Origin of the sequence: Aeromonas oralensis, assembly GCF_049665575.1 — a bacterium.
Taxonomy (GTDB): Bacteria; Pseudomonadota; Gammaproteobacteria; order Enterobacterales; family Aeromonadaceae; genus Aeromonas; species Aeromonas hydrophila.
In genome coordinates, this window is the sequence record NZ_CP187186.1 from 2,501 (window position 1) to 28,318 (window position 25,818).

Here is a 25,818-nt window from a genome sequence, read left to right on the forward strand (position 1 = left end):
GCGAACGGGGATTAGCCCTTAAGCATCTTGGAAGTTAGTGGAACGGTCCTGGAAAGGCCGGCGATACAGGGTGATAGCCCCGTACACGAAAACAACCTTGATGTGAAATCGAGTAGGGCGGGACACGTGACATCCTGTCTGAATATGGGGGGACCATCCTCCAAGGCTAAATACTCCTGACTGACCGATAGTGAACCAGTACCGTGAGGGAAAGGCGAAAAGAACCCCTGTGAGGGGAGTGAAATAGAACCTGAAACCGTGTACGTACAAGCAGTGGGAGCCCTTCGGGGTGACTGCGTACCTTTTGTATAATGGGTCAGCGACTTACATTTTGTAGCGAGGTTAACCGTATAGGGGAGCCGTAGGGAAACCGAGTCTTAACTGGGCGTCTAGTTGCAAGGTGTAGACCCGAAACCGGGTGATCTAGCCATGGGCAGGTTGAAGGTTGAGTAACATCAACTGGAGGACCGAACCCACTAACGTTGCAAAGTTAGGGGATGACCTGTGGCTGGGGGTGAAAGGCCAATCAAACTCGGAGATAGCTGGTTCTCCCCGAAAGCTATTTAGGTAGCGCCTCGGACGAATACTACTGGGGGTAGAGCACTGTTTGGGCTAGGGGGTCATCCCGACTTACCAACCCCATGCAAACTCCGAATACCAGTAAGTAATATCCGGGAGACACACGGCGGGTGCTAACGTCCGTCGTGAAGAGGGAAACAACCCAGACCGCCGGCTAAGGTCCCAAAGTTCTGGTTAAGTGGGAAACGATGTGGGAAGGCTCAGACAGCTAGGATGTTGGCTTAGAAGCAGCCATCATTTAAAGAAAGCGTAATAGCTCACTAGTCGAGTCGGCCTGCGCGGAAGATGTAACGGGGCTCAAACCAGGCACCGAAGCCGCGGATTCACGCTAAGCGTGAGTGGTAGGGGAGCGTTCTGTAAGTCTGCGAAGGTGTGTCGAGAGGCATGCTGGAGATATCAGAAGTGCGAATGCTGACGTAAGTAACGATAAAGGGGGTGAAAAGCCTCCTCGCCGGAAGACCAAGGGTTCCTGTCCAACGTTAATCGGGGCAGGGTGAGTCGACCCCTAAGGCGAGGCCGAAAGGCGTAGTCGATGGGAAGCAGGTTAATATTCCTGCACGACTTGTAATTGCGATGGGGGGACGGAGAAGGCTAGGTGGGCCAGGCGACGGTTGTCCTGGTGAAAGTGCGTAGGTGGTGTTTCTAGGCAAATCCGGAGACACAACACTGAGACACGAGACGAACGCACTACGGTGCGGAAGCCATTGATGCCCTGCTTCCAGGAAAAGCCTCTAAGCTTCAGATTACAAGTCATCGTACCCCAAACCGACACAGGTGGTCGGGTAGAGAATACCAAGGCGCTTGAGAGAACTCGGGTGAAGGAACTAGGCAAAATAGAACCGTAACTTCGGGAGAAGGTTCGCTCTTGACAGTGAAGTCCCTTGCGGATGGAGCAGTTGGGAGTCGCAGTGACCAGATGGCTGGGACTGTTTATCAAAAACACAGCACTCTGCAAACACGAAAGTGGACGTATAGGGTGTGACACCTGCCCGGTGCCGGAAGGTTAATTGATGGGGTTAGCGCAAGCGAAGCTCTTGATCGAAGCCCCGGTAAACGGCGGCCGTAACTATAACGGTCCTAAGGTAGCGAAATTCCTTGTCGGGTAAGTTCCGACCTGCACGAATGGTGTAACCATGGCCATGCTGTCTCCACCCGAGACTCAGTGAAATCGAATTCGCCGTGAAGATGCGGTGTACCCGCGGCTAGACGGAAAGACCCCGTGAACCTTTACTACAGCTTGGCACTGAACATTGAACCTACATGTGTAGGATAGGTGGGAGGCTTTGAAGGCGTGACGCCAGTTGCGCTGGAGCCGTCCTTGAAATACCACCCTTGTATGTTTGATGTTCTAACGCAGGCCCGTGAATCCGGGTCGCGGACAGTGCCTGGTGGGTAGTTTGACTGGGGCGGTCTCCTCCCAAAGAGTAACGGAGGAGCACGAAGGTTGGCTAATCCTGGTCGGACATCAGGAGGTTAGTGCAATGGCATAAGCCAGCTTAACTGCGAGACGGACAGGTCGAGCAGGTACGAAAGTAGGTCATAGTGATCCGGTGGTTCTGAATGGAAGGGCCATCGCTCAACGGATAAAAGGTACTCCGGGGATAACAGGCTGATACCGCCCAAGAGTTCATATCGACGGCGGTGTTTGGCACCTCGATGTCGGCTCATCACATCCTGGGGCTGAAGTCGGTCCCAAGGGTATGGCTGTTCGCCATTTAAAGTGGTACGCGAGCTGGGTTCAGAACGTCGTGAGACAGTTCGGTCCCTATCTGCCGTGGGCGTTGGATGATTGAAGGGAGTTGCTCCTAGTACGAGAGGACCGGAGTGAACGAACCTCTGGTGTTCGGGTTGTCACGCCAGTGGCACTGCCCGGTAGCTAAGTTCGGAATCGATAACCGCTGAAAGCATCTAAGCGGGAAGCGAGCCCTGAGATGAGTCATCCCTGACCCCTTGAGGGTCCTAAAGGGCCGTTGGAGACCACAACGTTGATAGGTGGGGTGTGTAAGCGCGGCGACGTGTTGAGCTAACCCATACTAATTACCCGTGAGGCTTAACCATACAACACCCAAGAAGTGTTCTAAGGCTTGTAGCAAATACCAAGCGAACTACTAATTCAGTGATAATGACTAAGTCGTTATTCACATCAGCTTTCTAGATTAAGAATTTGCCTGGCGGCCATAGCGCCGTGGAACCACCTGAACCCATGCCGAACTCAGAAGTGAAACGCGGTAGCGCCGATGGTAGTGTGGCATTCGCCATGCGAGAGTAGGACACTGCCAGGCACCCAACACGAGAAACCCCGCTCATCTGAGCGGGGTTTTTTATTATCTAAAATCCGCGACTTATGGTCATAAACTGCGGATTTCTCTGCTTTATGCCTGTCCTTGACTGGCGCAGGGCAGCTCCATGTTGACTACCCCATCTTCCAGCTGGATATCAATCTTGAAACCAAGCCGTTTGGCTAGGTTGATCATGCCGCGGTTGCTAGGCATGGTCATGCCAGACAGCTGGCCAATGCCGCGCTCTCTGGCATAGCGCACTATCTTCTCCATCATCAGCTTGCCAAGCCCCAGCCCTTTCAGGTCGGAGCGCACCAGGATGGCAAACTCTGCATCAGACAGGTCCGGGTTGGAAATGGCTCGTACTACCCCCAGGATCTGCTGGTCGAACGGACCATCCTGCCCCACGGCGACAAACGCCATCTCCCGGTCGTAATCGATCTGGGTCATGCGGGCCAGCTCTTCATGTCCCAGCTCCCCCACGTCGGCGAAGAAGCGCTTGTACCTGTCTTCGTCCGATACCTTGAGTACAAACTGCTTGTGAGCCGGTTCATCCTCTGGCCGAATCGGGCGCAACAGCACATGGTTCTGATCCTTGAGCCAGGCCCCCTCTTCCAGTTCGGTGGGATAGGGGCGGATAGCCAGTCTGCAACGGCCTTCTTCAGCAGGTTGCAGAGTCAGGCTGGCATCCAGTACCACCATTTCGGCGCCGCAGGCCTGCAGTGGGTGCAGATCCAGCTGCTGGATCTCGGGGAAAGCGAGCAGGAGCTCCGACAATTGGCACAGCACCTGGCCGAGGGCATCGATATCGAGTCGCTCCGGACTGGCCTGCTCGCGGATCTTGCGGCTCTTGAGCGCCCCAATGATCTGGTAGCGTGCCAGCGCCTGGTTCAGCGGCGGCAAGGCTGCCATCATCTCCTGCGGCTCAGCCCCTGACTCGCCGAGCAGGATGACAGGGCCGAATACGGGATCTTGTTGCAGCCGGATCCGCAGCTCCAATCCGCCGCTGCGCCGCGCCATGCGCTGCACCAGCAGGCCTTCGATGCGGGCACCGGGATCGTGCTGCCTGACTCGATCCAGAATGGCATCCGCAGCCTGGGCGACTTCGGCCGAGGTACGCAGGTTGAGCATGACACCGTGTACCGCCGACTTGTGGAGGATGTCCGGCGAGCGCAGCTTGACTGCCACCGGATAGCCGATCTGCTCTGCGGTGAGGGTGGCTTCGATGGCATCGGAGACGATCCAGGTCGGCAGGGTGGAGAGCCCAGCGGCCTGCAGAATGGGGTGTGCCAGATGGGTGTCGAGGGTGAGTTGTTTGCGTTCCAGCGCTTGTCTGATCAACTGCTGGCACAGCTCGAGGTTGAGCTTGTCACCCTGCAGGGAGGCGGGGGTCTCCATCAGCTGCTTCTGGTTGCGCCGGTATTCCACCATGTGCATGAAGGCGGCGACCGCGCTCTCAGGGGTGCGGTAGGTGGGGAAGCCTGCCTCGCTGAACAGACGACGCCCCTCCTGGGCCGAATATTCCCCCGCCCAGTTGGTCAGGATATTGAAGCGTCTGGCCCTGGGGTGCTGCTTGACGTAGTCGATCAGATTGCGCGCCAGGGCGGCGCCACGGGCGGTGAGTGAAGGGGCATGGATGAGCAGGATGGCGTCAGCCTCATCCCCTTGCAGCAGGTTGTCGAGAGCCTGTTGATAGTCATTGATGTCGGCATCGCTGCCGATATCGCGGGGCGGCATCGCCAGCTTGCCGCCCCGCTCCAGCAACTTGTCGATCGCCATGTTGGCCAAGCCACGGCCATTGGAGATGATGGCTAGCCGCTCCCCCTTGAGGGTCAAGGAGTGGCTCAGGGTCTCGACGGCGGCAAACAGTTCGTGGGTATCCCGCACCCGCAGCATACCGGCGCGGCGGATGGCGGCGTCATAGACGTTGTCGAGCCCGCTGTCCGGTTCATGGCGCCCACTCTTTAGCACCAGAATGGGTTTGTTGCGGGCAGCTGCGCGGGCGGCCGAGAGAAAATGGCGGGCGTCCTGCAGCTTGTCCATGTAGAGCAGAATGGCGCGGGTCACGCTGTCGCGGGAGAGCTGATCCAGCAACTGGCCGAAGTTGATGTCGCAGTGATCGCCAAGGGAGATGAAGGCCGAGAAGCCGAGTTCATGCTGTTTGGCCCAATCCAGGATGGTGGTGCTGACGGCGGCAGACTGGGAGAGAAAGGCAACCTGACCGGGTTTGGCGGCTATCGGTGAGAAGCTGGCATTGATGCCTTGACCCGGCAGCAGCATCCCCATGCTGTTGGGGCCGAGCAGGCGGATGCCGTATTGCTGGCTGAGCTGTTGCAGCTGTTCCCGCTCCGGCGCAGTGAAGTCTGCCGCCAGTATGATGGCAGCGCCCGTTCCCCGTTTGCCAAGCGCTTCGATGAGGGTCAATACCCGTTCCCGCCGGGTACAGACGATGGCGAGATCGGGGGCCAGTGGCAGGCTGTCGATATCGGCATAGGCCAGCACACCGGCGATGGCTTTGTTGTGCGGGCTGACCGGCAGGATGGGGCCTTTGAACTGGCCGGCGAGCAGGTGTCTTATCACCACGTGACCCGCTTTCTGCGGGTCGGTCGAGGCACCGATGACGGCGATTGACTGGGGTTTGAAGAGCCGATCCAGGCCGCTTGGTTTCATGGGCACTCCCGTGGGTGGCGGATGGTGCCAGTGTAATACGCTTTCAGCGCCGGTTCTGTGACCGGTTGCGGATCACTGCCTGGTCAGGGCGCTGGCTCGCAGGTAAAACTTCAGCTCACCCTGAATCTGGCGTACCGCTGCCAGGTGGCGCTCCTGCAGATAGATATCCTGCTCCTGATCAAGCTGTGTTTGTGCTACTCCCAGGCTCTGCAGATACTCATCGAACAGCAGCGAGCTGGTGATTTCGATCAGATGAGGCATCATGGCGCGGCTCCTTGTTCCATTCAGATTGAGCATCCAGTCTAGTCTGTGCGCTGCTTTTCAGGCTGACCATTGTCAGATTTGACACGAAGTGGCTCACACATCTGTGGCGCAATGAGTCAAGAGGGCCCGGCCTGAGGTTATAGTGAATGGATGGTGGGGGAGGTGCGCGATGAGCAGGATCTGGTTGTGTTGCGTCATGCTGTTTGCCGGCAGCGTGCCGGCGGCAGAGGTATCCATCAGGGCCTGGAACCTGCTGCTGGACCATCCCAATCCTGCTGTGGCCGGTCTGCTGCGACTCTCGCTCGATCTGACCGTGCCCGAATACGGCCCCTATCGGCTGATTACCAGCCCGCCGATGGAGCAGGGACGGGCGGTCAAGGAGCTGCAAAGCGGCGAGTTGGTGCAGGTCGGGGTGTTTGCTCCCGATGAGGAGCGCGAGCGTACCCTGCTGGCCATCCACGTTCCGCTGGCAAAAGGGTTGCTGGGCTGGCGGGTGTGCCTCATTCGGCAGGGGGACGAGGGGCGGTTCGCCAACATACGATCGCTGGCTGACTGGCAGCAGGCCGGGTTTCGCATCGGGCAGCACAGATCCTGGCCTGATACCCGTCTGCTCAAGGAGAACGGTCTCAACGTGGTGGTGGGCAGCCTCTACGATGCCCTCTTCAACATGTTGCGCAAGCAGCGCTTCGACTGCTTCCTGCGCTCGGTCATCGAGATTGAGGAGGAGCTCAAGCAGCACCCGGATCTGGCCATCGAGCCGCATCTGGTGTTTCGCTATCCGCTGGCGCTGCTGTTCTTCGTCTCCCCCAAATACCCGGACCTGGCCAAGCGCATCGAGCTCGGCCTGCAGCGAGCCCGTCAGTCCGGTGACTATGAACGGGTATTCGAGGCGGGCTTTGGCAGCACCATCCGGCGGCTGCAACTCGATCGGCGGGTGATGCTGGAGCTGAGCAATCCCGATCTGCCGGCCGGCAGCCGGGCCATGATGCAGGATCCTTCGCTCATTTATGCTCCGGCGCAGCCCGCCGTGTCAGCGCAGTGAACCCTGGCCCCGAGCCGTATCCCAGAAGGCGCGGATCAGCGGCTCTTCCAACCGCTTCTTGAGCACGGCGATGCCGACATCGAACGGCTTGAGCGCCGGTTTGGGCTCGACAATACGTACCTTTTCGCCCATGGGGCTGTGGTCGATCACCGCCGCCGGCACCAGCCCCACTCCGAAGCCGAGCGCCACCATGGCGACAATCCCCTCGTTGCCGGCCACCTCCGCATAGATGTTGGGGGCGATCCCCTTGTTGCGCAGCCACTGATCGCAGCGTTTGCGGGCCAGCCCCTGCTCGGAGAGGATCAGTGGCAGCCGCTCCCAGTCTGGCTCTCCCTGAGAAAACCACTGGCTCTGTTGCGGTGCGGTGCGGGGGGCGATGAACACCAGCGGCACCTGCTGCAGGCTGGCAAACTCCAGCTTGGAGGAGAGGGCATCCGGGCGGGCGGCGATGGCCAGATCGGCCTCGTCGGCCAGGATTTTGTCCACCGCCAGCGCCGGGTCGCCGGTCTCCAGCTTGATCTCCAGCTGGGGATAACGGCGGCGAAAGCGCTCCAGTACCTCGGGCAGCAGAAAGTAGCTGGCTGTGACCGAACAGAAGACCCGCAGCCGTCCCTGCAGCGGCTCGTCGCTGCGTTTGAGCTCCTGCTTGAGCTGGCGCCACTCCTGCAGCAGGGCGCCGCCGAATTCGCGCAGCTTCTCGCCCGCCGGGGTGAGCCGCACCGAGCGGTTGTCCCGCTCGAACAGCACACAGCCGGTCTCCTGCTCCAGCCGCTGGATGGCGCGGCTGAGGGTGGAGGGGCTGACCGCCATGGCATCGGCGCTCTTGCCGAAGTGGAGGGAGTCGGCGAGGTGGAGAAACAGCTCGAGATTGCGAAGGTCCATCTTTCAACTCCTGGTGCGGCATCTCTACTCGAGAGCCTGGGCATCTGCCATCTGGCGCTAGATCCTGCCAGCGATGATGAAGGGTTAACGTTTCAATTATTGCAACGTACTGTTTCGAATATATCAGTTCAGGCAATAAGTGTCCCGCGCTATAGTGGTTTCGACAACGCCGCCATCCGGCATGGAATCAATCGAACGGAGCAATCACCATGGCTAACTATTTCAACACCTTGAACCTGCGTCAGCAGTTGGCCCAGCTGGGCAAGTGTCGTTTCATGCAGCGCGAAGAGTTCGCGGACGGCTGCAACGTGCTGAAGGGCAAGAAGGTGGTGATTGTGGGCTGTGGTGCCCAGGGTCTGAACCAGGGCCTGAACATGCGCGACTCCGGGCTGGATATTTCCTACGCCCTGCGCAAGGCCGCCATCACCGAGAAGCGCGCCTCCTGGCAGAAGGCCACCGACAACCGCTTCGCGGTCGGCACCTATGAAGAGCTGATCCCGACCGCCGATCTGGTGCTGAACCTGACCCCGGACAAGCAGCACTCCGACGTCGTCAAAACCGTGATGCCGCTGATGAAGCAGGGCGCCGCGCTGGGCTACTCCCACGGCTTCAACGTGGTGGAAGAGGGTCAGCAGATCCGTTCCGACATCACCGTCGTGATGGTGGCGCCCAAGTGCCCGGGTACCGAAGTGCGTGAAGAGTACAAGCGTGGCTTTGGTGTGCCGACCCTGATTGCCGTTCACCCGGAGAACGATCCCAAGGGTGAAGGCATGGCCATCGCCAAGGCGTGGGCCTCTGCCACCGGCGGCGACCGTGCCGGGGTGCTGGAGTCCTCCTTCGTGGCGGAAGTGAAATCCGACCTGATGGGCGAGCAGACCATCCTCTGCGGCATGCTGCAGGCCGGTTCCCTGCTCTGCTACGACAAGCTGGTTGCCGAAGGGACCGACAAGGCCTATGCCGGCAAGCTGATCCAGTTCGGTTGGGAGACCATCACCGAAGCCCTGAAGCAGGGTGGCATCAGCCTGATGATGGATCGCCTCTCCAACCCGGCCAAGCTGCGCGCCTTCGAGCTCTCCGAGCAGCTCAAGACCCTGATGCGCCCGCTGTTCGAGAAGCACATGGACGACATCATCGCCGGTGAGTTCTCCCGCGGCATGATGGCCGACTGGGCCGAAGACGATGCCAAGCTGTTCGGCTGGCGCGAAGAGACTGGCAAGTCCGCCTTCGAAAACGCCCCGGCGTTCGCTGGCAAGATTGCCGAGCAGGAGTACTTCGACAATGGCGTGGTGATGGTGGCCATGGTCAAGGCGGGTGTCGAGCTGGCGTTCGAAACCATGGTGGCCTCCGGTATCTATGAAGAGTCTGCCTACTACGAATCCCTGCACGAGCTGCCGCTGATCGCCAACACCGTTGCCCGTAAGCGTCTGTACGAGATGAACGTGGTCATCTCCGATACCGCCGAGTACGGCAACTACCTGTTCGCCAACGCCGCCGTGCCCTTGCTGCGTGAGCATTTCATGCCGACCCTGAAAGCGGGCGATCTGGGTGCCAGCAAGGCGGAAGGGCAGAGCGTCGATAACCTGGCGCTGCTGGCAGCCAATGAGGCGACCCGCAACCACCCCATCGAAGCGATCGGTCAGGTACTGCGCGGTTACATGAAAGACATGAAACGCATCGCCGTTGGCGGTTAAGCCAGCATCGGGCTGGATGATGAAGGGGCGGGGGTGACGATCCCCGTCGCCGGTCGGGCTGGACACCCGACCGGCCCACCAGAAAACCCGGCCATAAAAAAGCCCCGCTCATCGAGCGGGGCTTTTGCATTCAGAAAGGCTGGATAAATCAGGCTTTCCACGCTTTCCAGGTGTTGATCAGACCGTTGGTGGAGCAGTCGTGGCTGGTGACAGCTTCGTTGTTGCCCAGCTCCGGCAGGATCTTGTTGGCCAGCTGTTTGCCCAGCTCCACGCCCCACTGGTCGAAGGAGAAGATGTTCCAGATTGCGCCCTGTACGAAGATCTTGTGCTCGTACATGGTGATCAGGGCACCCAGGGTTTTCGGGGTCAGGCTCTTGAACAGGATGGAGTTGGTTGGGCGGTTGCCTTCGAACACCTTGAACGGCACCAGATCCTTGACCTGCTCCAGGGTTTTGCCAGCAGCCAGGAACTCGGCTTCGACCTCTTCCTTGCTCTTGCCGAAGGCCAGTGCCTCGGTCTGGGCGAAGAAGTTGGCCAGCAGTTTCGGGTGGTGGTCACCGATCGGGTTGTGGCTGATGGCTGGCGCCAGGAAGTCACAGGGGATCAGCTTGGTGCCCTGGTGGATCAGCTGGTAGAAGGCGTGCTGGCCGTTGGTGCCCGGCTCACCCCAGATGATGGGGCCAGTCTGGTAGTCAACCGGCTTGCCGTTGCGATCCACGTACTTGCCGTTGGACTCCATGTTGCCTTGCTGGAAGTAGGCAGGGAAGCGGTGCATGTACTGATCGTACGGCAGGATGGCTTCGGACTCGGCACCGTAGAAGTTGTTGTACCACAGGCCGATCAGCGCCAGCAGCACAGGTACGTTCTGCTCATAGGAGGCAGTGGCGAAGTGCATGTCCATCTCGAAGGCGCCTTGCAGCAGGGCTTCGAAGTTTTCGAAACCGACTGACAGGGCGATGGGCATGCCGATGGCAGACCAGGAGGAGTAGCGACCGCCAACCCAGTCCCAGAACTCGAACATGTTGTTGGTGTCGATACCGAACTCGGCCACGGCCTTGCCATTGGTGGAGAGCGCAGCGAAGTGCTTGGCAACGTGGGCCTTGTCACCGGCGATCTTGATGAACCAGTCGCGGGCGGTCAGGGCGTTGGTCATGGTCTCCTGAGTGGTGAAGGTCTTGGAGGCTACCAGGAACAGGGTGGTTTCCGGATCGATCTTCTTCAGGGTCTCGGCGATGTGGGTGCCATCGACGTTGGAGACGAAGTGCATCTGCAGGTGGTTTTTGTAGGGACGCAGTGCCTCGGTGATCATCACCGGGCCGAGATCGGAGCCACCGATACCGATGTTGACCACGTGCTGGATCGCCTTGCCGGTGTAGCCTTTCCACTCGCCTGAGATGATCTTCTCGCAGAAGCCTTTCATCTTGGCCAGCACGGCGTTCACTTCCGGCATCACATCCTTGCCGTCGCTCTCGATGGGGCGGTCGGAGCGGTTGCGCAGGGCCACGTGCAGCACCGAGCGGCCTTCGGTCATGTTGATCTTGTCGCCGTTGAACATAGCGTCGATCGCACTGCGAAGATCGGTCTCTTTGGCCAGATCAACCAGCAACTTGAGGGTTTCTTCGGTGATCAGGTTCTTCGAGTAATCGACCAGAATGTCGCCGCCGAAGGTGAGTGAGAATTTGTCGAAACGCTGGGGATCCTGGGCAAACAGATCCTTGAGCCGGGTCTCTTTGTTCGCTGCAAAGTGGGCTTCCAGTGCCTGCCAGGCCTGGGTCTGGGTTGGATTGATGTTTTTCATAGGATTATCAGTCTTCCAAGTTGTGTATGAACCTTGCAGGCAAGGCTCCCGCCAAACCTTATTATTCGAGCATTATACCGGGCCAGTTGCGCCGCCCGTGTAACAGAGCTTTACCAATTGTCTGCCATCGACCGAGTTTACAACCAAAACGCTGCGATTATGAGTCACTGATGGCAGCCGGATCTTGCGTTTGCGCATACTTGGTCGGGCTTGCCGCCGCTGAAAGGGCTTTCAGGGCGAGGGCAGGCTGCGAGTGGGGTGGCAGTTTGGCCTGGCAGCCAAAAGAGTATTCGACAGACGCCTTTTTGCTCATTTCATGCGCAGGCGCAAGTTGTTGGTCCCGGAGGCTGGCTAGCATATGAGCGAATGGACGAGATCTCCCAGGGATGGCCACTGTCTGGAATGAGGAGATCGCTATGAAAGCTGTGTTGTCCCTGTTTGCTCTGAGCCTGATCGCCACCGGCCTCATCGGCCTGCTGACCATGGTACTGACCAGTGCGGCGCCTACCTTGCCGTTACGCGTGCTGGCAGTGATCGGTGCCGTGCTGGGAGGCTATGTGCTGGTGCAACCGCTGCTCAACCGGGTGGCTCGTCGGCTGGTGTGAGTCGACGCCCCCGGCATGCTGAAAACAAAGTCCGGCCCCGGGTGGCCGGATTTTTTATGCCCGTCAGGGGGCCGGAAACGACAATGCCAGCCCGGAAGCTGGCATTGTGACATTCAGGAGGGGACTCAGGCCTGCGGCTTTTGCATGTGCATGACCATCTGCGGGAAGGGGATCTCGATGCCTTCGGCATCAAAGGTGAGCTTCACCTTCTCGTGGAAGTCGAACCAGACACCCCAGTAGTCGCCGGTCTTGACCCAGGGGCGTACCACGATATTGACCGAGGAGTCGGCCAGCGCGGCGACGGCGATAGTGGCTGCCGGCTCCTTGAGGATGCGTGGCTCTTCATTCACCAGACGCTCGAGGATCTGCTTGGCCTTGCGCAGATCCGAGCCGTAGCCGATGCCGAAGGTCATGTCAACGCGGCGGGTATCCATGCGCGAGTAGTTGACGATGGTGCCGTTGAGGATGGCGGAGTTGGGCACTACCACCATCTTGTTGTCACCGGAGGTGAGGGTGGTGGTAAAGAGCTGAACGGATTGCACCACGCCATTGGTGCCTGCCACCTCGATGAATTCCCCTGCCTTGATGGGGCGGAAGATGATGAGCAGAAAGCCGGCGGCAAAGTTGGAGAGCGAACCTTGCAGCGCCAGACCGATGGCCAGACCGGCGGCACCGATAATGGCGACGAAGGAAGCGGTCTGCACCCCGACCCGGCCCAGCGCGGCGATCACCACGAACACCAGGATGGCGTACTTGAGGATACTGCCGACGAAGTGGGTGACAGTGGTGTCCAGCTTGCGGGACTGCATCACCTTGACCACGGCGCTGCTGATGAGGTTGGCGGCGATATAGCCGACCAGCAGGGTGATCAGGGCGGCCGCGATGTTGACGGCATACTCGATCAGCAGGCCCTGGTTGTTGACCAGCCAGGTCTGCGCTTCGGTGATGATTTCGGGTTCCATAGGGTGTCCTGTCAGGCGATAAAAGGTTTATGACGCATGAATCTAACACTGGAATGCGACAATCCGGGTCGCATCTGGTGCTCATCGCCTCTTTTGTGCCACAAAAAACAAGGGAGGCCAAGGCCTCCCTCTTTACTGCAACCCGTCTGGAGCGGCGTTGCCGCTACTGATTGCAAATTGAGCTTGTCAGCTCTGCAGCAGCTGGCTGCGGATAAACTGCCACTGATCTTCAAAGCCGGCAGTGGGCTTGATTTTGAACTCGGAGCGGACGAACTGACTGATGCGTCCCTCGGTATAGGCCAGCAGCAGGTTGGCCAGCATGGTCTCATCGAGCTGGAAGCCCTGGCCTTCACGCAGCCGCTTTTCCCGCAGCACCTGCTTGATCTGGGTCTCCAGCTTGTCGAACAGGACGCTGATACGATCTCGCAGCCGGTCGTGCTCGCCCAAGAGGGCATCGCCATTGAGGATGCGGGTGATGCCGGGATTGCGCTCGGCGAACACCAGCAGCAGCTGCAGTATGTGGTGGCAGCGGGCCATGGTGTCCTTCTCTTCGGCCATGATCAGGTTGACCCGTGACAGCAGGGAATCCTCGATAAAGTCGATCAGCCCCTCGAACATCCTCGCCTTGCTGGGAAAATGCCGGTAGAGAGCCGCCTCGGATACCCCCACCTCGGCCGCCAGACGGGCCGTAGTGATGCGCTGGCCAGGGCTGGTCTCCAGCATGTGGGCGAGCGCCTGCAGGATCTGATCGCGCCGACTCTGTTTCTGATTACTGCTTGCCATGGATTCCCCTAAAAAAACAATGGCCTGATTCTGTTATTAGGCACCGCCGCACGGGCTGGTGTGGTCTGTTATTGGCGACCAGAAGAACCAAAACCGCCTTCACCCCGTTCGCTCTGATTGAACTCATCGACCAGTTGGAAGCTGGCCTGAACTACCGGCATGATCACCAGCTGGGCGATGCGCTCGCCGGGCTGCATGGTGAAGCTGTCATTGCCACGGTTCCACACCGAGACCATCAGCTGGCCCTGGTAGTCGGAATCGATGAGGCCAACCAGGTTGCCCAGCACGATGCCGTGCTTATGGCCGAGACCGGAGCGGGGCAGGATGGTGGCGCACAGGCCCGGATCCTGAATGTGGATGGCCAGCCCGGTCGGCACTAGCGTGGTATCACCCGGGGCCAGGGTCAGCGGGGCATCCAGCAGGGCGCGCAGATCCATGCCGGCGGAACCCGGTGTGGCATAGGCGGGCAGCGGGTACTCGGTGCCGATGCGGGCATCCAGAATCTTCAGTTCAATTTGTGTTGTCATAAATCGTTTTTAATGGAGTGGAGGTGGTCGATTGACTGGCTCAGTGCCGGTAGTGGTCTGCAATCAGGGCGACGAGATGACGAGCCAGCGTCAGCTTATCGGCCAGGGGCAGGGGTGCTTGACCCCCTTGCCAGAACACGGTCAGGGCGTTGTCATCGGCGTTGAAGCCCTGGCCCGCACGAGATACGTCGTTGGCGGCGATCATGTCCAGCCGCTTACGCTGCAGTTTGTCGAGGGCGTATTGTTCCACATCCACGGTTTCTGCGGCAAATCCGACGGTGAAGGGCTTGTCTGACAAAGCCCCCACGGCGGCGATGATGTCGGGGTTCTTGACCAGGGTCAGCTGCATCTGGTCGTTGTCACCGGTCTTCTTGATCTTCTGGTTGGCCACCTGCGCGGGGCGGTAGTCGGCGACGGCGGCGCAGCCGATGAAGAGGTCGCACTCGCCGACCCGGCTCATCACCGCCTGATGCATCTGCTCGGCGCTCTCCACGTCGACACGGGTGACGCCCGCCGGGGTGACCAGTGCCACCGGGCCGCTCACCAGCGTCACCTCGGCGCCCGCTTCACGAGCTGCGCGGGCGATGGCGTAGCCCATCTTGCCGGAGCTGTGGTTGCTGATGTAGCGCACCGGATCCAGCGCCTCGCGGGTCGGCCCGGCGGTGAGCAGCAGCCTGACCCCGGCCAGCAGTGGCTCGGCGGCGAGTTGCTGGCAGCAGCGCTCAACCAGCTCGAGGGGATCCAGCATCCGGCCTGGGCCCACGTCACCGCACGCCTGGCTGCCGGAGTCCGGCCCCCACAGCAGGATGCCGCGGCTGGCCAAAGTCTTGAGGTTGGCCTGGGTGGCGGCGTTGAGGTACATCTGCTGGTTCATGGCGGGTGCCAGCGCCACCGGTGCCGGAGTGGCCAGGCAGAGGGTGGTCAGCAGCTCGTCGGCCATGCCGGCGGCCATGCGGGCCATCAGGTTGGCGCTGGCCGGGGCGATCAGTACCAGATCGGCCCATTTGGCCAGCTCGATGTGACCCATGCCCGCCTCGGCGGCCGGATCCAGCAGACTGTCGGCCACCGGGTGGCCGGAGACGGCCTGCAGCGTCAGCGGGGTGATGAACTCCTTGGCGGAACGGGTCATCACCACCCGTACCTCGGCCCCCTGATCTTTCAGGCGGCGTACCAGTTCGGCACTCTTGTAGGCGGCGATCCCGCCACTGACACCCAACAGGATGCGTTTATCGGCCAATCTCATCTGCTGCTTCTCTTCCGGCTCACTCTGACTGGTCGGCTAAGATACCACAGGCAGCGGACGACGACAGAGGCTGACATGGGGGACTTGTGGTCGGGCTCCCGCGATTTTTTGCTATGTTTTCTCTCAATAGGCATGAGGGAGAGACAAATGAGCATCAAGGAGTGGCCGGAAGATGAACGCCCGCGCGAGAAGCTGCTGCGTCACGGGCCTGGCGGCCTGTCCGACGCCGAGCTGCTGGCGATCTTCCTGCGTACTGGAGTCAGCGGCCTGAGTGCGGTCGATCTCTCCCGCCATCTGTTGCAGCAATTTGGTTCGTTGCGGGCGCTGCTTGCCGCCGAACAGCAGGCCTTTTGTGCGGCGCACGGCCTTGGGCCGGCCAAATATGCCCAGCTGAAGGCCGTGCTGGAGATGGGCAAACGCCATCTGGCCGAACAGTTGCAAAGAGGCGATCCGCTCACTTCGCCCCAGTTGACCCGGGACTATCTGCAGGCCCAGCTACGGGATCGACCCCGGGAGGTGTTTGCCCTGCTGCTGCTCGACAACCAGCATCGAGTGATTCAATTCGTTGAACTTTTTTACGGCACCCTCGACTCGGCGAGCGTCTGGCCCAGAGAAATCGTGCAGATCGCACTCAAACATAATGCAGCCGCCGTGATTCTGGCGCATAATCACCCGTCCGGCGTCGCCGAGCCCAGTCGGGCCGACCGCCAGATCACGGATCGGATCACGGCCGCCTTGGCCCTGATCGATATCAGAGTGCTGGATCACTTGGTGATCGGTGACGGCATCACGGTTTCTTTCGCCGAGCGCGGTTGGTTATGACTGTGCTCTGGCGCCGTATTAGTTGATCTTTGATCACGGATGCTGTATAAAATGCCGCCTTCTGTTTGCCCCGCAATCGAAGGCCAGCGGGGCAGATATTTGCTCGAGCAATGAAGTAAGATTTGGAGAGACTGACATGTCTAGAGTATGCCAAGTAACCGGCAAGCGCCCGGCAGTTGGTAACAACCGTTCGCACGCTAACAACGCTACCAAGCGTCGTTTCCTGCCGAACCTGCACACTCACCGTTTTTGGGTTGAGAGTGAAAAACGCTTCGTAAGCCTGCGCGTATCCGCAAAAGGCATGCGTATCATCGACAAGCGTGGCGTTGAAGTGGTTCTGGCTGAACTGCGCGCCAGCGGTGTTAAGGTATAAGGAATTAGATCATGGCTAAAGGTATTCGCGAGAAAATTCGCCTGAACTCCAGCGCCGGTACTGGTCACTTCTATACCACTACCAAGAACAAGCGCACCATGCCCGAAAAAATGGAGATCAAAAAGTTTGATCCCGTTGTTCGTCAGCATGTGATCTACAAGGAAGGCAAAATCAAGTAATTACTTGATGCTGCATTCCCAAAAACCCGGCCTAGTGCCGGGTTTTTTTATGGCCGAAATTCAGTACACTGCCGGTTCTAAGGGAGGCTTGCCATGTTCAAACTGAGCCGCAAAGGCTGGAACAACGTGATCATCGTGGTGGTGCTGATCGTGATCACCCTGTTGCACCGGCTGGAGCTGGCCCAGCAGGAGAACAGCGCCAAGCGGGCGCGTCCGCTGCTGCCGGAGAGTGCCGTGGTGCTCACCTGGCAGGGGCCGAGCTGGCAGATCGAACGGATCGGGCAGGGCTGGCGCAGCGGGCCGGATCTGGGGCTCAGCAGTACCCAGCTGGCGGCGCACATCGAAGCCTGGCAGGGCTGGTTGCTGCCGCCCGGCGAATCCGTGCGCGGCAACCCGGTTACCCTCAAGATCTGGGTCGCCGGCCAGAGCGATCCCATCGAGGTGGGCCTTTATCAGGACAGCGGCAAGTTTGCCGCCCTGCTGCCGCCCTCGACTTGGCTCAGCCTGAGCCAGGAGCAGTACCGCAGCCTGCTGCGTCCCGCTCCCTAACCCCTTTTCAGCGTCAGCACGAGGATCCCATGCCTGAATTACCGGAAGTCGAAGTCAGCCGCCAGGGCATTTCACCCTGGCTTACCGGCATCAAGGTCACCCGAGTGGTGGTGCGGGACGGCCGTCTGCGCTGGCCGGTGCCGGGGGAAATCCAGGAGCTGGTGGATCTCACCATCCACCGCGTCAGCCGCCGCGCCAAGTACCTGCTGCTGGAGACCGACTTCGGCACCGCCATCCTCCATCTGGGCATGTCGGGCAGCCTGCGGGTGCTGGACATCGGCACCCCGGCCGAGAAGCACGATCACGTGGATATCGAGCTGGCCAACGGCAAGCTGCTGCGGCTCAACGATCCGCGCCGCTTCGGCGCCCTGCTGTGGACCCGCGAGCCGGCCGAGGCGCACGCGTTGCTGGCCAAGCTGGGGCCGGAGCCGCTCACCGATGCGTTCAACGCCGATTATCTGCGTGAGCGTGCCAAGGGGCGCAGCACCGCCATCAAGACCTTCCTGATGGACAACCATGTGGTGGTCGGGGTGGGCAACATCTACGCCAACGAGGCGCTCTACGCGGCCGGCATTCACCCCAAGCGGGCGGCGGGCAACATTAGTGCCGAGCGACTGGGCACCCTGGTGGCCGAGATCAAGCGGGTGCTGGCCGAAGCGATCAGGCAGGGCGGCACCACCCTCAAGGATTTCACCAGTGCAGACGGCAAACCGGGCTATTTCGTGCAGCAGCTGCAGGTCTACGGGCGGGGCGGCCAGCCCTGTTTTCACTGCCATACCCTGCTCAGTGAAATCCGGCTGGGGCAGCGTACCACCGTGTTCTGCTCACACTGCCAGCGCTGAATCGCGGTTTTTTTGGCCTGAAATGGCCAAGTTGTAAGAGAGTATTTCCAGTCTGTTGAAGATTTGCTCGCCTGTCACTACTATCTCGACCGTTCAGGCGGTTTGAGAAAATAAAATGACAGCTAAATCAATAGACTGGGACCATTTGTCCCGGCAGGGGCACTATTGTGCCCAAAAAATGGCGCGCTTCCTCTATCCCGATGACAGCGCCCGCAAAACTTTCAATCGCGCCAAGTTCGTGCTGCGCAGCCTGCTCTATCGGCAGCAGCTGAGCCGGGTGTTCGAGCTGTTTCAGGCCGAACCGCTCAAGGCCCTGCCTGCCCACTATCCCGAGCTGCTCGACAAGCCGATGCGGCCCTATCGCTTTGCCGGCTCCACCGCGACCGAGCGGGCCGAGATGCTGGAAAATCACTACCGGCTGATGCTGGCCCGCTACCTGGATCTGATCGACCCGCTCTATCTGGGGGATGGCATCGAACTCGGCCATTATCCCGAGAGCGGTTGCCGCATCGTGCTGCGCCATGACGGTACCTTCCGCCGCGAGGCGGAGCTCGCCCTCTCCATCGTCGACCCGCAGGGTAAGCGGCTCTATAGCTGCGCCTTCTCGCTGGCCGGCACCCCCAACCGGCTGGCAGTGGTGATCGGTTCGGTACAGGGCCCGGAGCCCTGCATCGAGCAGGCGCAGGAGAAGGTGCGTGCGCTGACCAAGGAGGGCCACGGTCTGCGGCCCAAGTCGCTGGTGGTGATGCTGGTGATGCAGCTGGCCGAGGCGATGCAGGCCGAGCACATCTCGGCGGTGCGGATGAAGGCCCACATCTATCAGGCCCGGCGTTACAGCAAGAAGAAGAAAGCCTGTCTGCAGGCGGACTATGACGAGCTGTGGCAGGAGTTTGGCGCCATCGATCTGGATGACAATTTTGTACGGCTGCAGCCCGCTCAGCGCAAGCCGCTGGAGGAGATCGCCTCCAAGAAGCGGGCCATGTACCGGCGCCGTTACGAGTGGCTCGATCAGCTGACCCTGGCGAGTCAGCAACTGCTGGGCCCGCGTCTGGCGGGCTGAGCCGCACAGACCCCCAGCAGCAAACAGGCTACCCTCGGGTAGCCTGTTTCGTTGTTACTTGGTCTGTTTGGCCTTGATGGCGGCGGCCACGGCGGGGTCGACGAACTGGCGGATGTCACCGCCGTGCAGGGCGACCTCCTTCACCAGGGTGGAAGAGATGAAAGAGTTCTCCTCGGCCGGGGTAAGGAATACGCTCTCCAGCTCCGGCATCAGGCGGCGGTTCATGTTGGCCAGCTGGAATTCGTACTCGAAGTCGGAGACGGCGCGCAGACCGCGGATCAGCACGTTGGCCTGCTGCTCCCTGGCGAAATCCACCAAGAGGCCTGAGAAGCCGACCACCTTGACGTTGGGCAGGTGGGCGGTCACCTGGCGGGCCAGTTGCACCCGTTCGTCCAGATCGAACAGCGGCCGCTTGCTCGGGCTGTTGGCCACCCCGACCACCACTTCATCAAACAGTTTGGCGGCCCGGCCGATGAGGTCGGTGTGGCCATTGGTGACGGGATCGAAGGTGCCGGGATAGATTACCTTGTTGGTCATGCTGCTGATTCCTGCAACCGGGAAATTTGGTCGCATTATAGGGTCTGTTGGGGGATTGGTGCGACCGCCTTGGGGCGAGTTTTGGCGCCCCGATGCCGGCTTTGCCGATCCAAATCGGGGTCACCGGGTCTCTTCGCTTGAGAATAGCGATACATCAGGCAAGAATACCCGCACCGCGCATCAAGCCTCCTTGCATTGGTGACAGGGAGCAAAGGGATTTTTTATGAAACGTATTCTGGTAGTCCGCAATGACAAGATTGGTGACTTCATGCTGGCCTGGCCGAGCTTTGCCATGCTCAAGCGCTCCATGGAGTGTCATGTGACTGCCCTGGTTCCTGCCTACACGGCGCCGTTGGCCCGCCTCTGCCCCTGGATTGACGAAATCATCCTGGATCCGGGCTCCCGGGCCGACAAGGAACAGCAACGAGCCTTGCAGGCACGCATCAAGGCTGCCGCCTTCGATGCCTCCATCTGCCTCTTCTCCAACTCCCGCAATGCCATGCTGGTGTGGAAGGCGCACATTCCCTACCGGTTGGCGCCGGCCACCAAGCTGGCCCAGGTGCTCTACAACCAGCGCCTGATCCAGCGCCGCTCCCGCTCTCAGAAACCGGAGTACGAATACAACCTGGATCTGGTGCGCCGTTTCCTCGCCGACCAGCAGGTGAGCGCAGTGGAGCCGCAGGGCCCCTACCTCAGCTTCGATACCGAGAGCCTGCAACAGGTGCGCGAGCAGGTTGCCGCCCGCCTGCGGCTCGATGCCGGCCGCCCCTGGCTGATGGTGCATGCCGGCAGCGGCGGCTCGGCCAACAACCTCTCCATCGAGCAGTACGCCCGCCTCATCATCAAGCTCAACCAGGCCTGTCCCGAGTTGCAGTGCATCCTGACTGCAGGGCCGGGGGAGGAGAAGATCGCCGAACAGCTGGCGGCCGAGCTGCTGGCCCACGGCGGCAACGGCTGGATCTACCGCTCCGACGAAGGGCTGCCCAAGTTCTGCCAGGTGATGGCCAACGCCGCCCTGTTCGTGGCGGGCAGCACCGGGCCGCTGCACATCGCTGCGGCGCTGGATGTGCCCACCATCGGTTTCTTCCCGGCGCACCGCTCGGCGACGCCGCTGCGCTGGCGTCCGCTCAACAGCGAGGGACGCCACCTGGCGTTCAGCCCGCCGGAAGACAGCGATCACCCGGAAGACATGAGCCAGCTCGATCCCAAGACCATGGCGGCGGCGATCGCCCGCTGGGCGCCGCCGTTCTGGCGCGCTGAACACTGATACCAGATGATGTAAATGCAGACAGGGCCCTTGAAGGGCCCTGTCTCGTATGGGGGGAAGTGCTGGCGGCTTACTTGTCCGCCTGATCCGGTGCCTGCTGCTGCTGGCGGATCCAGAGGTCGGCGTACTTCACGAAAGTGGAGTGGGCCGACAGGATGGCCAGCAAGAGCCCCTGCTTGCCATCGAGGAAGCCAGCTTTGAGCAGGTACATCTTGAGGAAGCAGCCCAGCGCGTGCACCAGTCCCTGGCTGAGGGAGCCCTTCTTGCCGCGGGCGGTGCGCTGATCGGCCCAGGCGCGGGCATAGCCGGCGGATTTGACCAGGTAGTGCTCCAGATCCCGATAGGTGAAGTGGAGCAGGTCGCCGTGCAGGTTGACGATCTTCATGTTGGCGCGCACCTCCACCTTCTCGTGCACCAGCACCTCGTTGTAGCTGGTGAGCGCCTTGGGATAGAGGCGCAGCACCCGGTCCGGATACCAGCCGCTGTGGCGGATGAAGCGGCCGAATACCCAGGAGAGGCGCGGGATCGAGTAGATGGTGTCGCTGGCCGGGTTGGCCATGACGGCGGCGATGGCGGCTTTCAGCTCGGGGGTGAGCCGCTCGTCCGCATCCAGCCACAGTACCCAGTCGGATTGCACGTGGGACTGGGCGAGGCGGCGCTGGCGGCCGAAGCCCGGCCACACCGGATTGACGAAGAAGCGGGCGCCGAATTCGGCGGCGATGGCCGGGGTCTCGTCCTGGCTGCCGGAGTCCATGATGACGATCTCGTCGACCAGCCCGTCGAGGGAGGCGAGGCAGGGGCGCAGGTTTTCGGCTTCATTCTTGACGATAAGGACAGCCGCCAGAGTCGGTTTGTTCACGGATTAAAGGCTCTTGTTGGCGCCCGGCTGGCGGGCCATGCTCAAATTGGCGCCCATTCTAGCCTAAAACGGCAGGCGGAGCATGGTTCCGGCTGTCGGGGCTGCGTCAGTTTCAAACGGATGCTTTTTTGGTATGAGAGCGGGTGGTACGGGGATCTTCTGTTATTTCTCGGGCCATTCTTGGGGCATAATCTCGGCCAGCAACGATTAACCGCAGGGCTTGGCCCAAGAGACGCGCGAGATGAAGATATTGGTGATCGGCCCCTCCTGGGTCGGCGACATGGTGATGTCCCAGAGCCTCTACAAGGCGATCAAGGCCAATCACCCTGACAGCGAGCTGCACGTGATGGCGCCCGCCTGGTGTGGTGCCCTGCTGGAGCGGATGCCGGAGGTGGACAAAGCCATCCCGATGCCGCTCGGTCACGGCGACTTCAAGCTGGGGGCCCGCCGCCGGCTCGGCAAGCAGTTGGCGGCCGAGAAGTACGATCAGGCCATCATCCAGCCCAACTCCATGAAGTCGGCGTTGATCCCCTGGTTTGCCCGCATCCCGGTGCGCACCGGCTGGAAGGGGGAGCACCGCTTCGGTCTGCTCAACGACATGCGCAGCAACAAGTCCGCCTTTCCGCTGATGGTGGAGGCCTACCTGGCGCTGGCCTATCCCAAGGCGCAGATGAAGAGCCGGGCCGACATCCCGACCATTCCCCAGCCGGCCCTCAACGTCGACCTCATCAACCAGGAGAAGGCGCTGGAGCGGCTCGGACTGGATCGCGCCCGCCCGGTGCTGGTGCTCTGTCCGGGGGCCGAGTTCGGCCCGGCAAAGCGCTGGCCGGAGGGCCACTACGCCGTGGTGGCGCAAAAGCACCTCGACGAGGGCTGGCAGGTGTGGATCTTCGGCTCCGCCAAGGACGCGGCGGTGGCCAACACCATCCGCGACCGGATCAACCCGCTGTCGCGCCCCAACTGCCACGTGCTGGCGGGCAAGACCAATCTGTACGAGGCGATCGACCTGATGGCGCTGGCCGGGCGGGTGATCGCCAACGACTCCGGCCTGATGCACGTCGCGGCCGCCCTCAACCGGCCGCTGATCGGGGTCTATGGCTCCACTTCGCCGCTCTATACCCCGCCGCTGGCGGACCGGGTCGAGATCGTCCACACCGACATCGAGTGCCGACCCTGTTTCAAGCGCACCTGCAAGTTCGGTCACCTCAAGTGCCTGATCGAACTGATGCCGGAGCAGGTCATCGAGGCTGGCCGCCGGCTGGAGTGCAGTGAAACGCCGGCACCGCCGCTGGCGCTGCCGCCCGGCGAACCGCCCCGTTTCGTCGCCGAGCCTGGCAAGCGCGGGGAGCCGCACTAGCATGGGTTATCGGCTGCTCTACAACCTGCTGATCCACCTGGGGTTGCCGCTGGCGCTGCTGGCGCTCTACAAGCCGAAGAAGGGCAAGCCCGGCTTTGGCAAGCGCTGGGCCGAGCACCTGGGGCTGACGCCCGCCACCGGGCAGGAGGCGCCGCTCTGGATCCATGCGGTGAGTGTGGGGGAGACGCTGGCCATCAGCCCTTTCATCCGCGCCCTCAAGGCCGAGCGGCCCGATCTGCCGATCCTGCTCACCACCACCACCCGCACCGGTGCCGAGCAGGCCGCCAGGCTGGGGGATCTGGTGGCGCACCGCTACGCACCGCTCGACTACCCCTGGGCGGTGGCGGCGTTTCTCAATGCCGTCAAACCGCGCGCGCTCTGGGTAATGGAAACCGAGTTGTGGCCGAACTGGCTGGCCGCGTGCGAGGCGCGTCACCTGCCGGTAACCATCATCAATGCCCGCCTCTCGGAGCGATCCTGCCGACGCTATGGCCGTTTTCAGGGGGCGTTTGATGCCCTCAGCCGGCCGCTGACCCACCTGCTCTGCCAGCATCAGGACGATGCGGATCGCTTCCATCGGCTGGGGCTGGGGCGCGAGCGGCTGGCGGTGACCGGCTCCATCAAGTTCGACATCCAGCTTGATGAGCAGGTGCAGGCCAGGGGCCGTGCCCTGCGCCAGTTGCTGGGGACGGATCGGGCCGGTCTGGATCGCCGCCAGCACCCATCAGGGGGAAGACGAGCAGGTGCTGGCCGCCTTCGACCGGGTGCTCGCGGCGCAGCCGTCGGCCCTGTTGATCCTGGTGCCTCGCCACCCCGAGCGGTTCGAGCGGGTGGCGGCGCTGTGTGCCCCCTACGGCTGCGTGCGGCGTACGGCGGGCGGTGCGGTCGGCGAGCGCGACAAGATCTACCTGGGCGATACCATGGGCGAGCTGCCGCTGATGCTGGCAGCGGCCGACGTGGCCTTCGTCGGCGGCAGCCTGGTCAAGGTGGGCGGCCACAACCTGCTGGAGCCGGCTGCGCTGGGCAAACCCTGCCTGAGCGGCCCCGCCTACTTCAACTTCAGCGACATCACCCGCCAGCTGGTGGCCCAGGGTGGTGCCGCCGTGGTGGCCGATGCCGCCGAGCTGGGGGAACAGGTGAGCGCACTGCTGGCCGACGAGAGCCGGTGCCGGGAGATGGGCGAGCAGGCCCGCGCCGTGGTGCTGCGCAATCAGGGGGCGCTGGCGCGCACCTTGTCTCACTGCCTCGCCAGCCTGGAGAACGACTGAAGCCGGGCAGACGGACATAAAAAACGGAGCGCATGGCGCTCCGTTTCTGTTTTGGCGGCGGGCTGGCTCAGCGCACGATAAGACCGAGCAGGATCCCCACCACGCCGAAGTCGGCATCGCTGAAGGTGGTGTTGGCAAAGCCGAGATCCCCCAGCACCGGCAGCAGGAACACCGGCAGGAAGGTGATCAGCAGGCCGTTGGCGAAGGCCCCCAGCAGGGCGCCGCGACGACCGCCGGTGGCATTGCCGAACACCCCGGCCGCCGCGCCGACGAAGAAGTGCGGTACGACGCCCGGAATGATGACGGTGAGTCCCAGCAGGTAGAGCAGCACCATGCCCACCAGACCAGCGGCAAAGCTCGACAGGAAGCCGATCAGCACCGCATTGGGGGCGTAGGGGAAGACGATGGGGCAGTCCAGCGCCGGCTTGGCGTTGGGTACCAGCTTGTCGGAGATCCCCTTGAAGGCCGGCACGATTTCGGCGATGACCATCCGCACCCCCTGCAGGATCACGTAGACCCCGGCGGCGAAGGTGATGGACTGCATCAGGGAGAACATGAACCAGTGCTTGCCCTTGGCGACGCTGGCGACGAACTCGGGGCCGGCGAAGGCGGAGGTGATGAGGAAGATGATGCCCATGGTGAAGGAGATGGCCACCGGGGTATCGCGCAGGAACAGCAGACTCTTGGGCACCTGCACCTCTTCGCTGCTGTGGGCCTTGTTGCCGAACTTGGCGCCGATCCAGCCGGCCAGCACGTAGGAGCAGGTGGAGAAGTGGCCGAGTGCCACGTCATCGGAGCCGGTGATCTGCTTCATGTAGGGGTGGGCGAGGGCCGGGAACAGCACCATAGTCACGCCGACCACCAGGCTGCCCACCGCGATGAGCGGAATGCCGCTCATGCCGCCGGCGGAGAGGATGGCCGCTACCATCATCGACATGAACAGGGTGTGGTGACCGGTCAGGAAGATGAATTTCCACGGGGTGAGGCGGGCGATCAGGATGTTCACCAGCATGGCGAAGAACATGATCATCGCCATCTCCTTGCCGAACGACTGCTGGGCGATGGAGACGATGGCCTCGTTGTTGGGCACCACCCCCTTGATGCCGAAGGCGTGCTGGAAGATGGTGGCGAAGTCGCCCAGCGAGTTCACCACCAGGGTGGCGCCAGCCCCCAGGATGACGAAGCCCATGATGGTCTTGACCGTGCCCTTGATGCACTCGGTCACCGGTTTCTTCTGGGCGATCAGGCCGATGAGGGCGATCAGGCCGACCAGTACGGCCGGCTCCGACAGCACGTCAAACATCAGAAAATTGAAAAATTCCATGGTCAGCTCCAAGCAGATGGAAGCGGCGGCTCACCGGCCGCCCAGACAGTCGCAAA

The 25,818-nt window shown here is 61.4% G+C and carries 22 protein-coding genes, 2 rRNA genes and 1 pseudogene (1 of these 25 running past the window's edge); 14 read left to right on the plus strand and 11 right to left on the minus strand.

Annotated features, from left to right (window positions below; translation table 11 throughout):
- Positions 1–2,637 (plus strand): 23S ribosomal RNA (locus ACPDZI_RS00015) (it extends 252 nt beyond the left edge of the window).
- A 109-nt stretch (positions 2,638–2,746) separates the two neighbouring features.
- A 5S ribosomal RNA gene (rrf, locus tag ACPDZI_RS00020) occupies positions 2,747–2,861 on the plus strand.
- 90 nt (positions 2,862–2,951) lie between these two features.
- On the opposite strand, the gene ACPDZI_RS00025 is transcribed toward rrf, so the two are convergent.
- Complete coding sequence (locus ACPDZI_RS00025; RefSeq protein WP_438833814.1) at positions 2,952–5,528, minus strand: GNAT family N-acetyltransferase; 2,577 nt, start codon at positions 5,526–5,528, stop codon at positions 2,952–2,954.
- Positions 5,529–5,600: 72 nt separating this feature from the next.
- The gene (locus ACPDZI_RS00030) at positions 5,601–5,792 is read right to left on the minus strand and encodes a hypothetical protein (RefSeq protein WP_076362872.1); all 192 of its coding nucleotides are present in this window, start codon (positions 5,790–5,792) and stop codon (positions 5,601–5,603) included.
- Positions 5,793–5,961: 169 nt separating this feature from the next.
- On the opposite strand from ACPDZI_RS00030, the gene ACPDZI_RS00035 reads away from it, so the two are divergent.
- Positions 5,962–6,834 carry a substrate-binding periplasmic protein gene (locus ACPDZI_RS00035; RefSeq protein ID WP_438378323.1) on the plus strand — a complete coding sequence of 291 codons (873 nt, stop codon included), beginning with the start codon at positions 5,962–5,964 and terminating at the stop codon, positions 6,832–6,834.
- On the opposite strand, the gene ilvY is transcribed toward ACPDZI_RS00035, so the two are convergent.
- The gene (gene ilvY / locus ACPDZI_RS00040; RefSeq protein WP_016349000.1) at positions 6,823–7,716 is read right to left on the minus strand and encodes an HTH-type transcriptional activator IlvY; all 894 of its coding nucleotides are present in this window, start codon (positions 7,714–7,716) and stop codon (positions 6,823–6,825) included. The two genes, ACPDZI_RS00035 and ilvY, sit on opposite strands and share 12 nt — an antisense overlap.
- A 209-nt stretch (positions 7,717–7,925) precedes the next feature.
- Here ilvY and ilvC point away from each other — a divergent pair, with 209 nt between their 5' ends.
- Complete coding sequence (gene ilvC, locus ACPDZI_RS00045) at positions 7,926–9,407, plus strand: ketol-acid reductoisomerase (RefSeq protein ID WP_438833815.1); 1,482 nt, start codon at positions 7,926–7,928, stop codon at positions 9,405–9,407.
- A gap of 148 nt (positions 9,408–9,555) precedes the next feature.
- Here ilvC and pgi read toward each other — a convergent pair whose 3' ends face one another.
- On the minus strand, positions 9,556–11,205 hold the full coding sequence (gene pgi / locus ACPDZI_RS00050) for a glucose-6-phosphate isomerase (RefSeq protein WP_438833816.1): 1,650 nt from the start codon (positions 11,203–11,205) through the stop codon (positions 9,556–9,558).
- 416 nt (positions 11,206–11,621) lie between these two features.
- Between pgi and ACPDZI_RS00055 the strand changes: the two genes are divergently transcribed.
- Positions 11,622–11,810, plus strand: a complete 189-nt coding sequence (locus ACPDZI_RS00055) for a holin (protein ID WP_005323764.1) — start codon at positions 11,622–11,624, stop codon at positions 11,808–11,810.
- Between the two features lie 125 nt (positions 11,811–11,935).
- Here ACPDZI_RS00055 and ACPDZI_RS00060 read toward each other — a convergent pair whose 3' ends face one another.
- The 4 genes from ACPDZI_RS00060 to coaBC form a co-directional block, all read right to left on the minus strand.
- Positions 11,936–12,772, minus strand: a complete 837-nt coding sequence (locus tag ACPDZI_RS00060) for a mechanosensitive ion channel domain-containing protein (protein WP_438833817.1) — start codon at positions 12,770–12,772, stop codon at positions 11,936–11,938.
- A 186-nt stretch (positions 12,773–12,958) separates the two neighbouring features.
- Positions 12,959–13,555, minus strand: coding sequence for a nucleoid occlusion factor SlmA (gene slmA / locus ACPDZI_RS00065; protein ID WP_011704178.1), 597 nt, complete (start codon positions 13,553–13,555; stop codon positions 12,959–12,961).
- A gap of 68 nt (positions 13,556–13,623) precedes the next feature.
- Positions 13,624–14,082: a dUTP diphosphatase gene (gene dut, locus ACPDZI_RS00070; protein WP_016349004.1), complete on the minus strand. Its 459-nt coding sequence runs from the start codon at positions 14,080–14,082 to the stop codon at positions 13,624–13,626.
- A gap of 40 nt (positions 14,083–14,122) precedes the next feature.
- A complete protein-coding gene (gene coaBC, locus ACPDZI_RS00075) occupies positions 14,123–15,325 on the minus strand; it encodes a bifunctional phosphopantothenoylcysteine decarboxylase/phosphopantothenate--cysteine ligase CoaBC (protein ID WP_323939404.1) in 1,203 nt (400 codons plus the stop codon).
- Positions 15,326–15,472: 147 nt separating this feature from the next.
- Between coaBC and radC the strand changes: the two genes are divergently transcribed.
- From radC to ACPDZI_RS00105, 6 genes are all read left to right on the plus strand, one after another.
- Positions 15,473–16,147, plus strand: coding sequence for a RadC family protein (gene radC / locus ACPDZI_RS00080; protein WP_336989361.1), 675 nt, complete (start codon positions 15,473–15,475; stop codon positions 16,145–16,147).
- Positions 16,148–16,283: 136 nt separating this feature from the next.
- Positions 16,284–16,520, plus strand: coding sequence for a 50S ribosomal protein L28 (gene rpmB, locus ACPDZI_RS00085; protein ID WP_005307492.1), 237 nt, complete (start codon positions 16,284–16,286; stop codon positions 16,518–16,520).
- Between the two features lie 11 nt (positions 16,521–16,531).
- The gene (gene rpmG, locus ACPDZI_RS00090) at positions 16,532–16,699 is read left to right on the plus strand and encodes a 50S ribosomal protein L33 (protein WP_005307500.1); all 168 of its coding nucleotides are present in this window, start codon (positions 16,532–16,534) and stop codon (positions 16,697–16,699) included.
- 93 nt (positions 16,700–16,792) lie between these two features.
- The gene (locus ACPDZI_RS00095) at positions 16,793–17,248 is read left to right on the plus strand and encodes a hypothetical protein (protein WP_146060968.1); all 456 of its coding nucleotides are present in this window, start codon (positions 16,793–16,795) and stop codon (positions 17,246–17,248) included.
- Between the two features lie 29 nt (positions 17,249–17,277).
- Positions 17,278–18,090: a bifunctional DNA-formamidopyrimidine glycosylase/DNA-(apurinic or apyrimidinic site) lyase gene (mutM, locus tag ACPDZI_RS00100; RefSeq protein ID WP_017411132.1), complete on the plus strand. Its 813-nt coding sequence runs from the start codon at positions 17,278–17,280 to the stop codon at positions 18,088–18,090.
- A gap of 178 nt (positions 18,091–18,268) precedes the next feature.
- Positions 18,269–19,150 (plus strand): VirK/YbjX family protein, encoded by an 882-nt coding sequence (locus ACPDZI_RS00105; RefSeq protein WP_438833818.1) that lies wholly within the window; start codon positions 18,269–18,271, stop codon positions 19,148–19,150.
- Between the two features lie 54 nt (positions 19,151–19,204).
- Here the strand turns inward: ACPDZI_RS00105 and coaD are convergent, their stop codons facing one another.
- A complete protein-coding gene (gene coaD / locus ACPDZI_RS00110; protein ID WP_011704185.1) occupies positions 19,205–19,687 on the minus strand; it encodes a pantetheine-phosphate adenylyltransferase in 483 nt (160 codons plus the stop codon).
- 223 nt (positions 19,688–19,910) lie between these two features.
- Here coaD and ACPDZI_RS00115 point away from each other — a divergent pair, with 223 nt between their 5' ends.
- Entirely contained in the window at positions 19,911–20,954 is a 1,044-nt protein-coding gene (locus tag ACPDZI_RS00115) for a glycosyltransferase family 9 protein (protein ID WP_043160324.1), read from the plus strand.
- A gap of 70 nt (positions 20,955–21,024) precedes the next feature.
- Here ACPDZI_RS00115 and ACPDZI_RS00120 read toward each other — a convergent pair whose 3' ends face one another.
- Positions 21,025–21,813 (minus strand): glycosyltransferase family 2 protein, encoded by a 789-nt coding sequence (locus ACPDZI_RS00120; protein ID WP_076362866.1) that lies wholly within the window; start codon positions 21,811–21,813, stop codon positions 21,025–21,027.
- 241 nt (positions 21,814–22,054) lie between these two features.
- Here ACPDZI_RS00120 and waaF point away from each other — a divergent pair, with 241 nt between their 5' ends.
- Both waaF and waaA read left to right on the plus strand, forming a co-directional pair.
- A complete protein-coding gene (gene waaF / locus ACPDZI_RS00125) occupies positions 22,055–23,170 on the plus strand; it encodes a lipopolysaccharide heptosyltransferase II (RefSeq protein ID WP_016349010.1) in 1,116 nt (371 codons plus the stop codon).
- A gap of 1 nt (position 23,171) precedes the next feature.
- Positions 23,172–24,438: pseudogene (gene waaA / locus ACPDZI_RS00130) on the plus strand (lipid IV(A) 3-deoxy-D-manno-octulosonic acid transferase).
- 67 nt (positions 24,439–24,505) lie between these two features.
- Here waaA and ACPDZI_RS00135 read toward each other — a convergent pair.
- On the minus strand, positions 24,506–25,762 hold the full coding sequence (locus ACPDZI_RS00135; RefSeq protein ID WP_011704190.1) for a PTS ascorbate transporter subunit IIC: 1,257 nt from the start codon (positions 25,760–25,762) through the stop codon (positions 24,506–24,508).
- Positions 25,763–25,818: the final 56 nt, after the last annotated feature.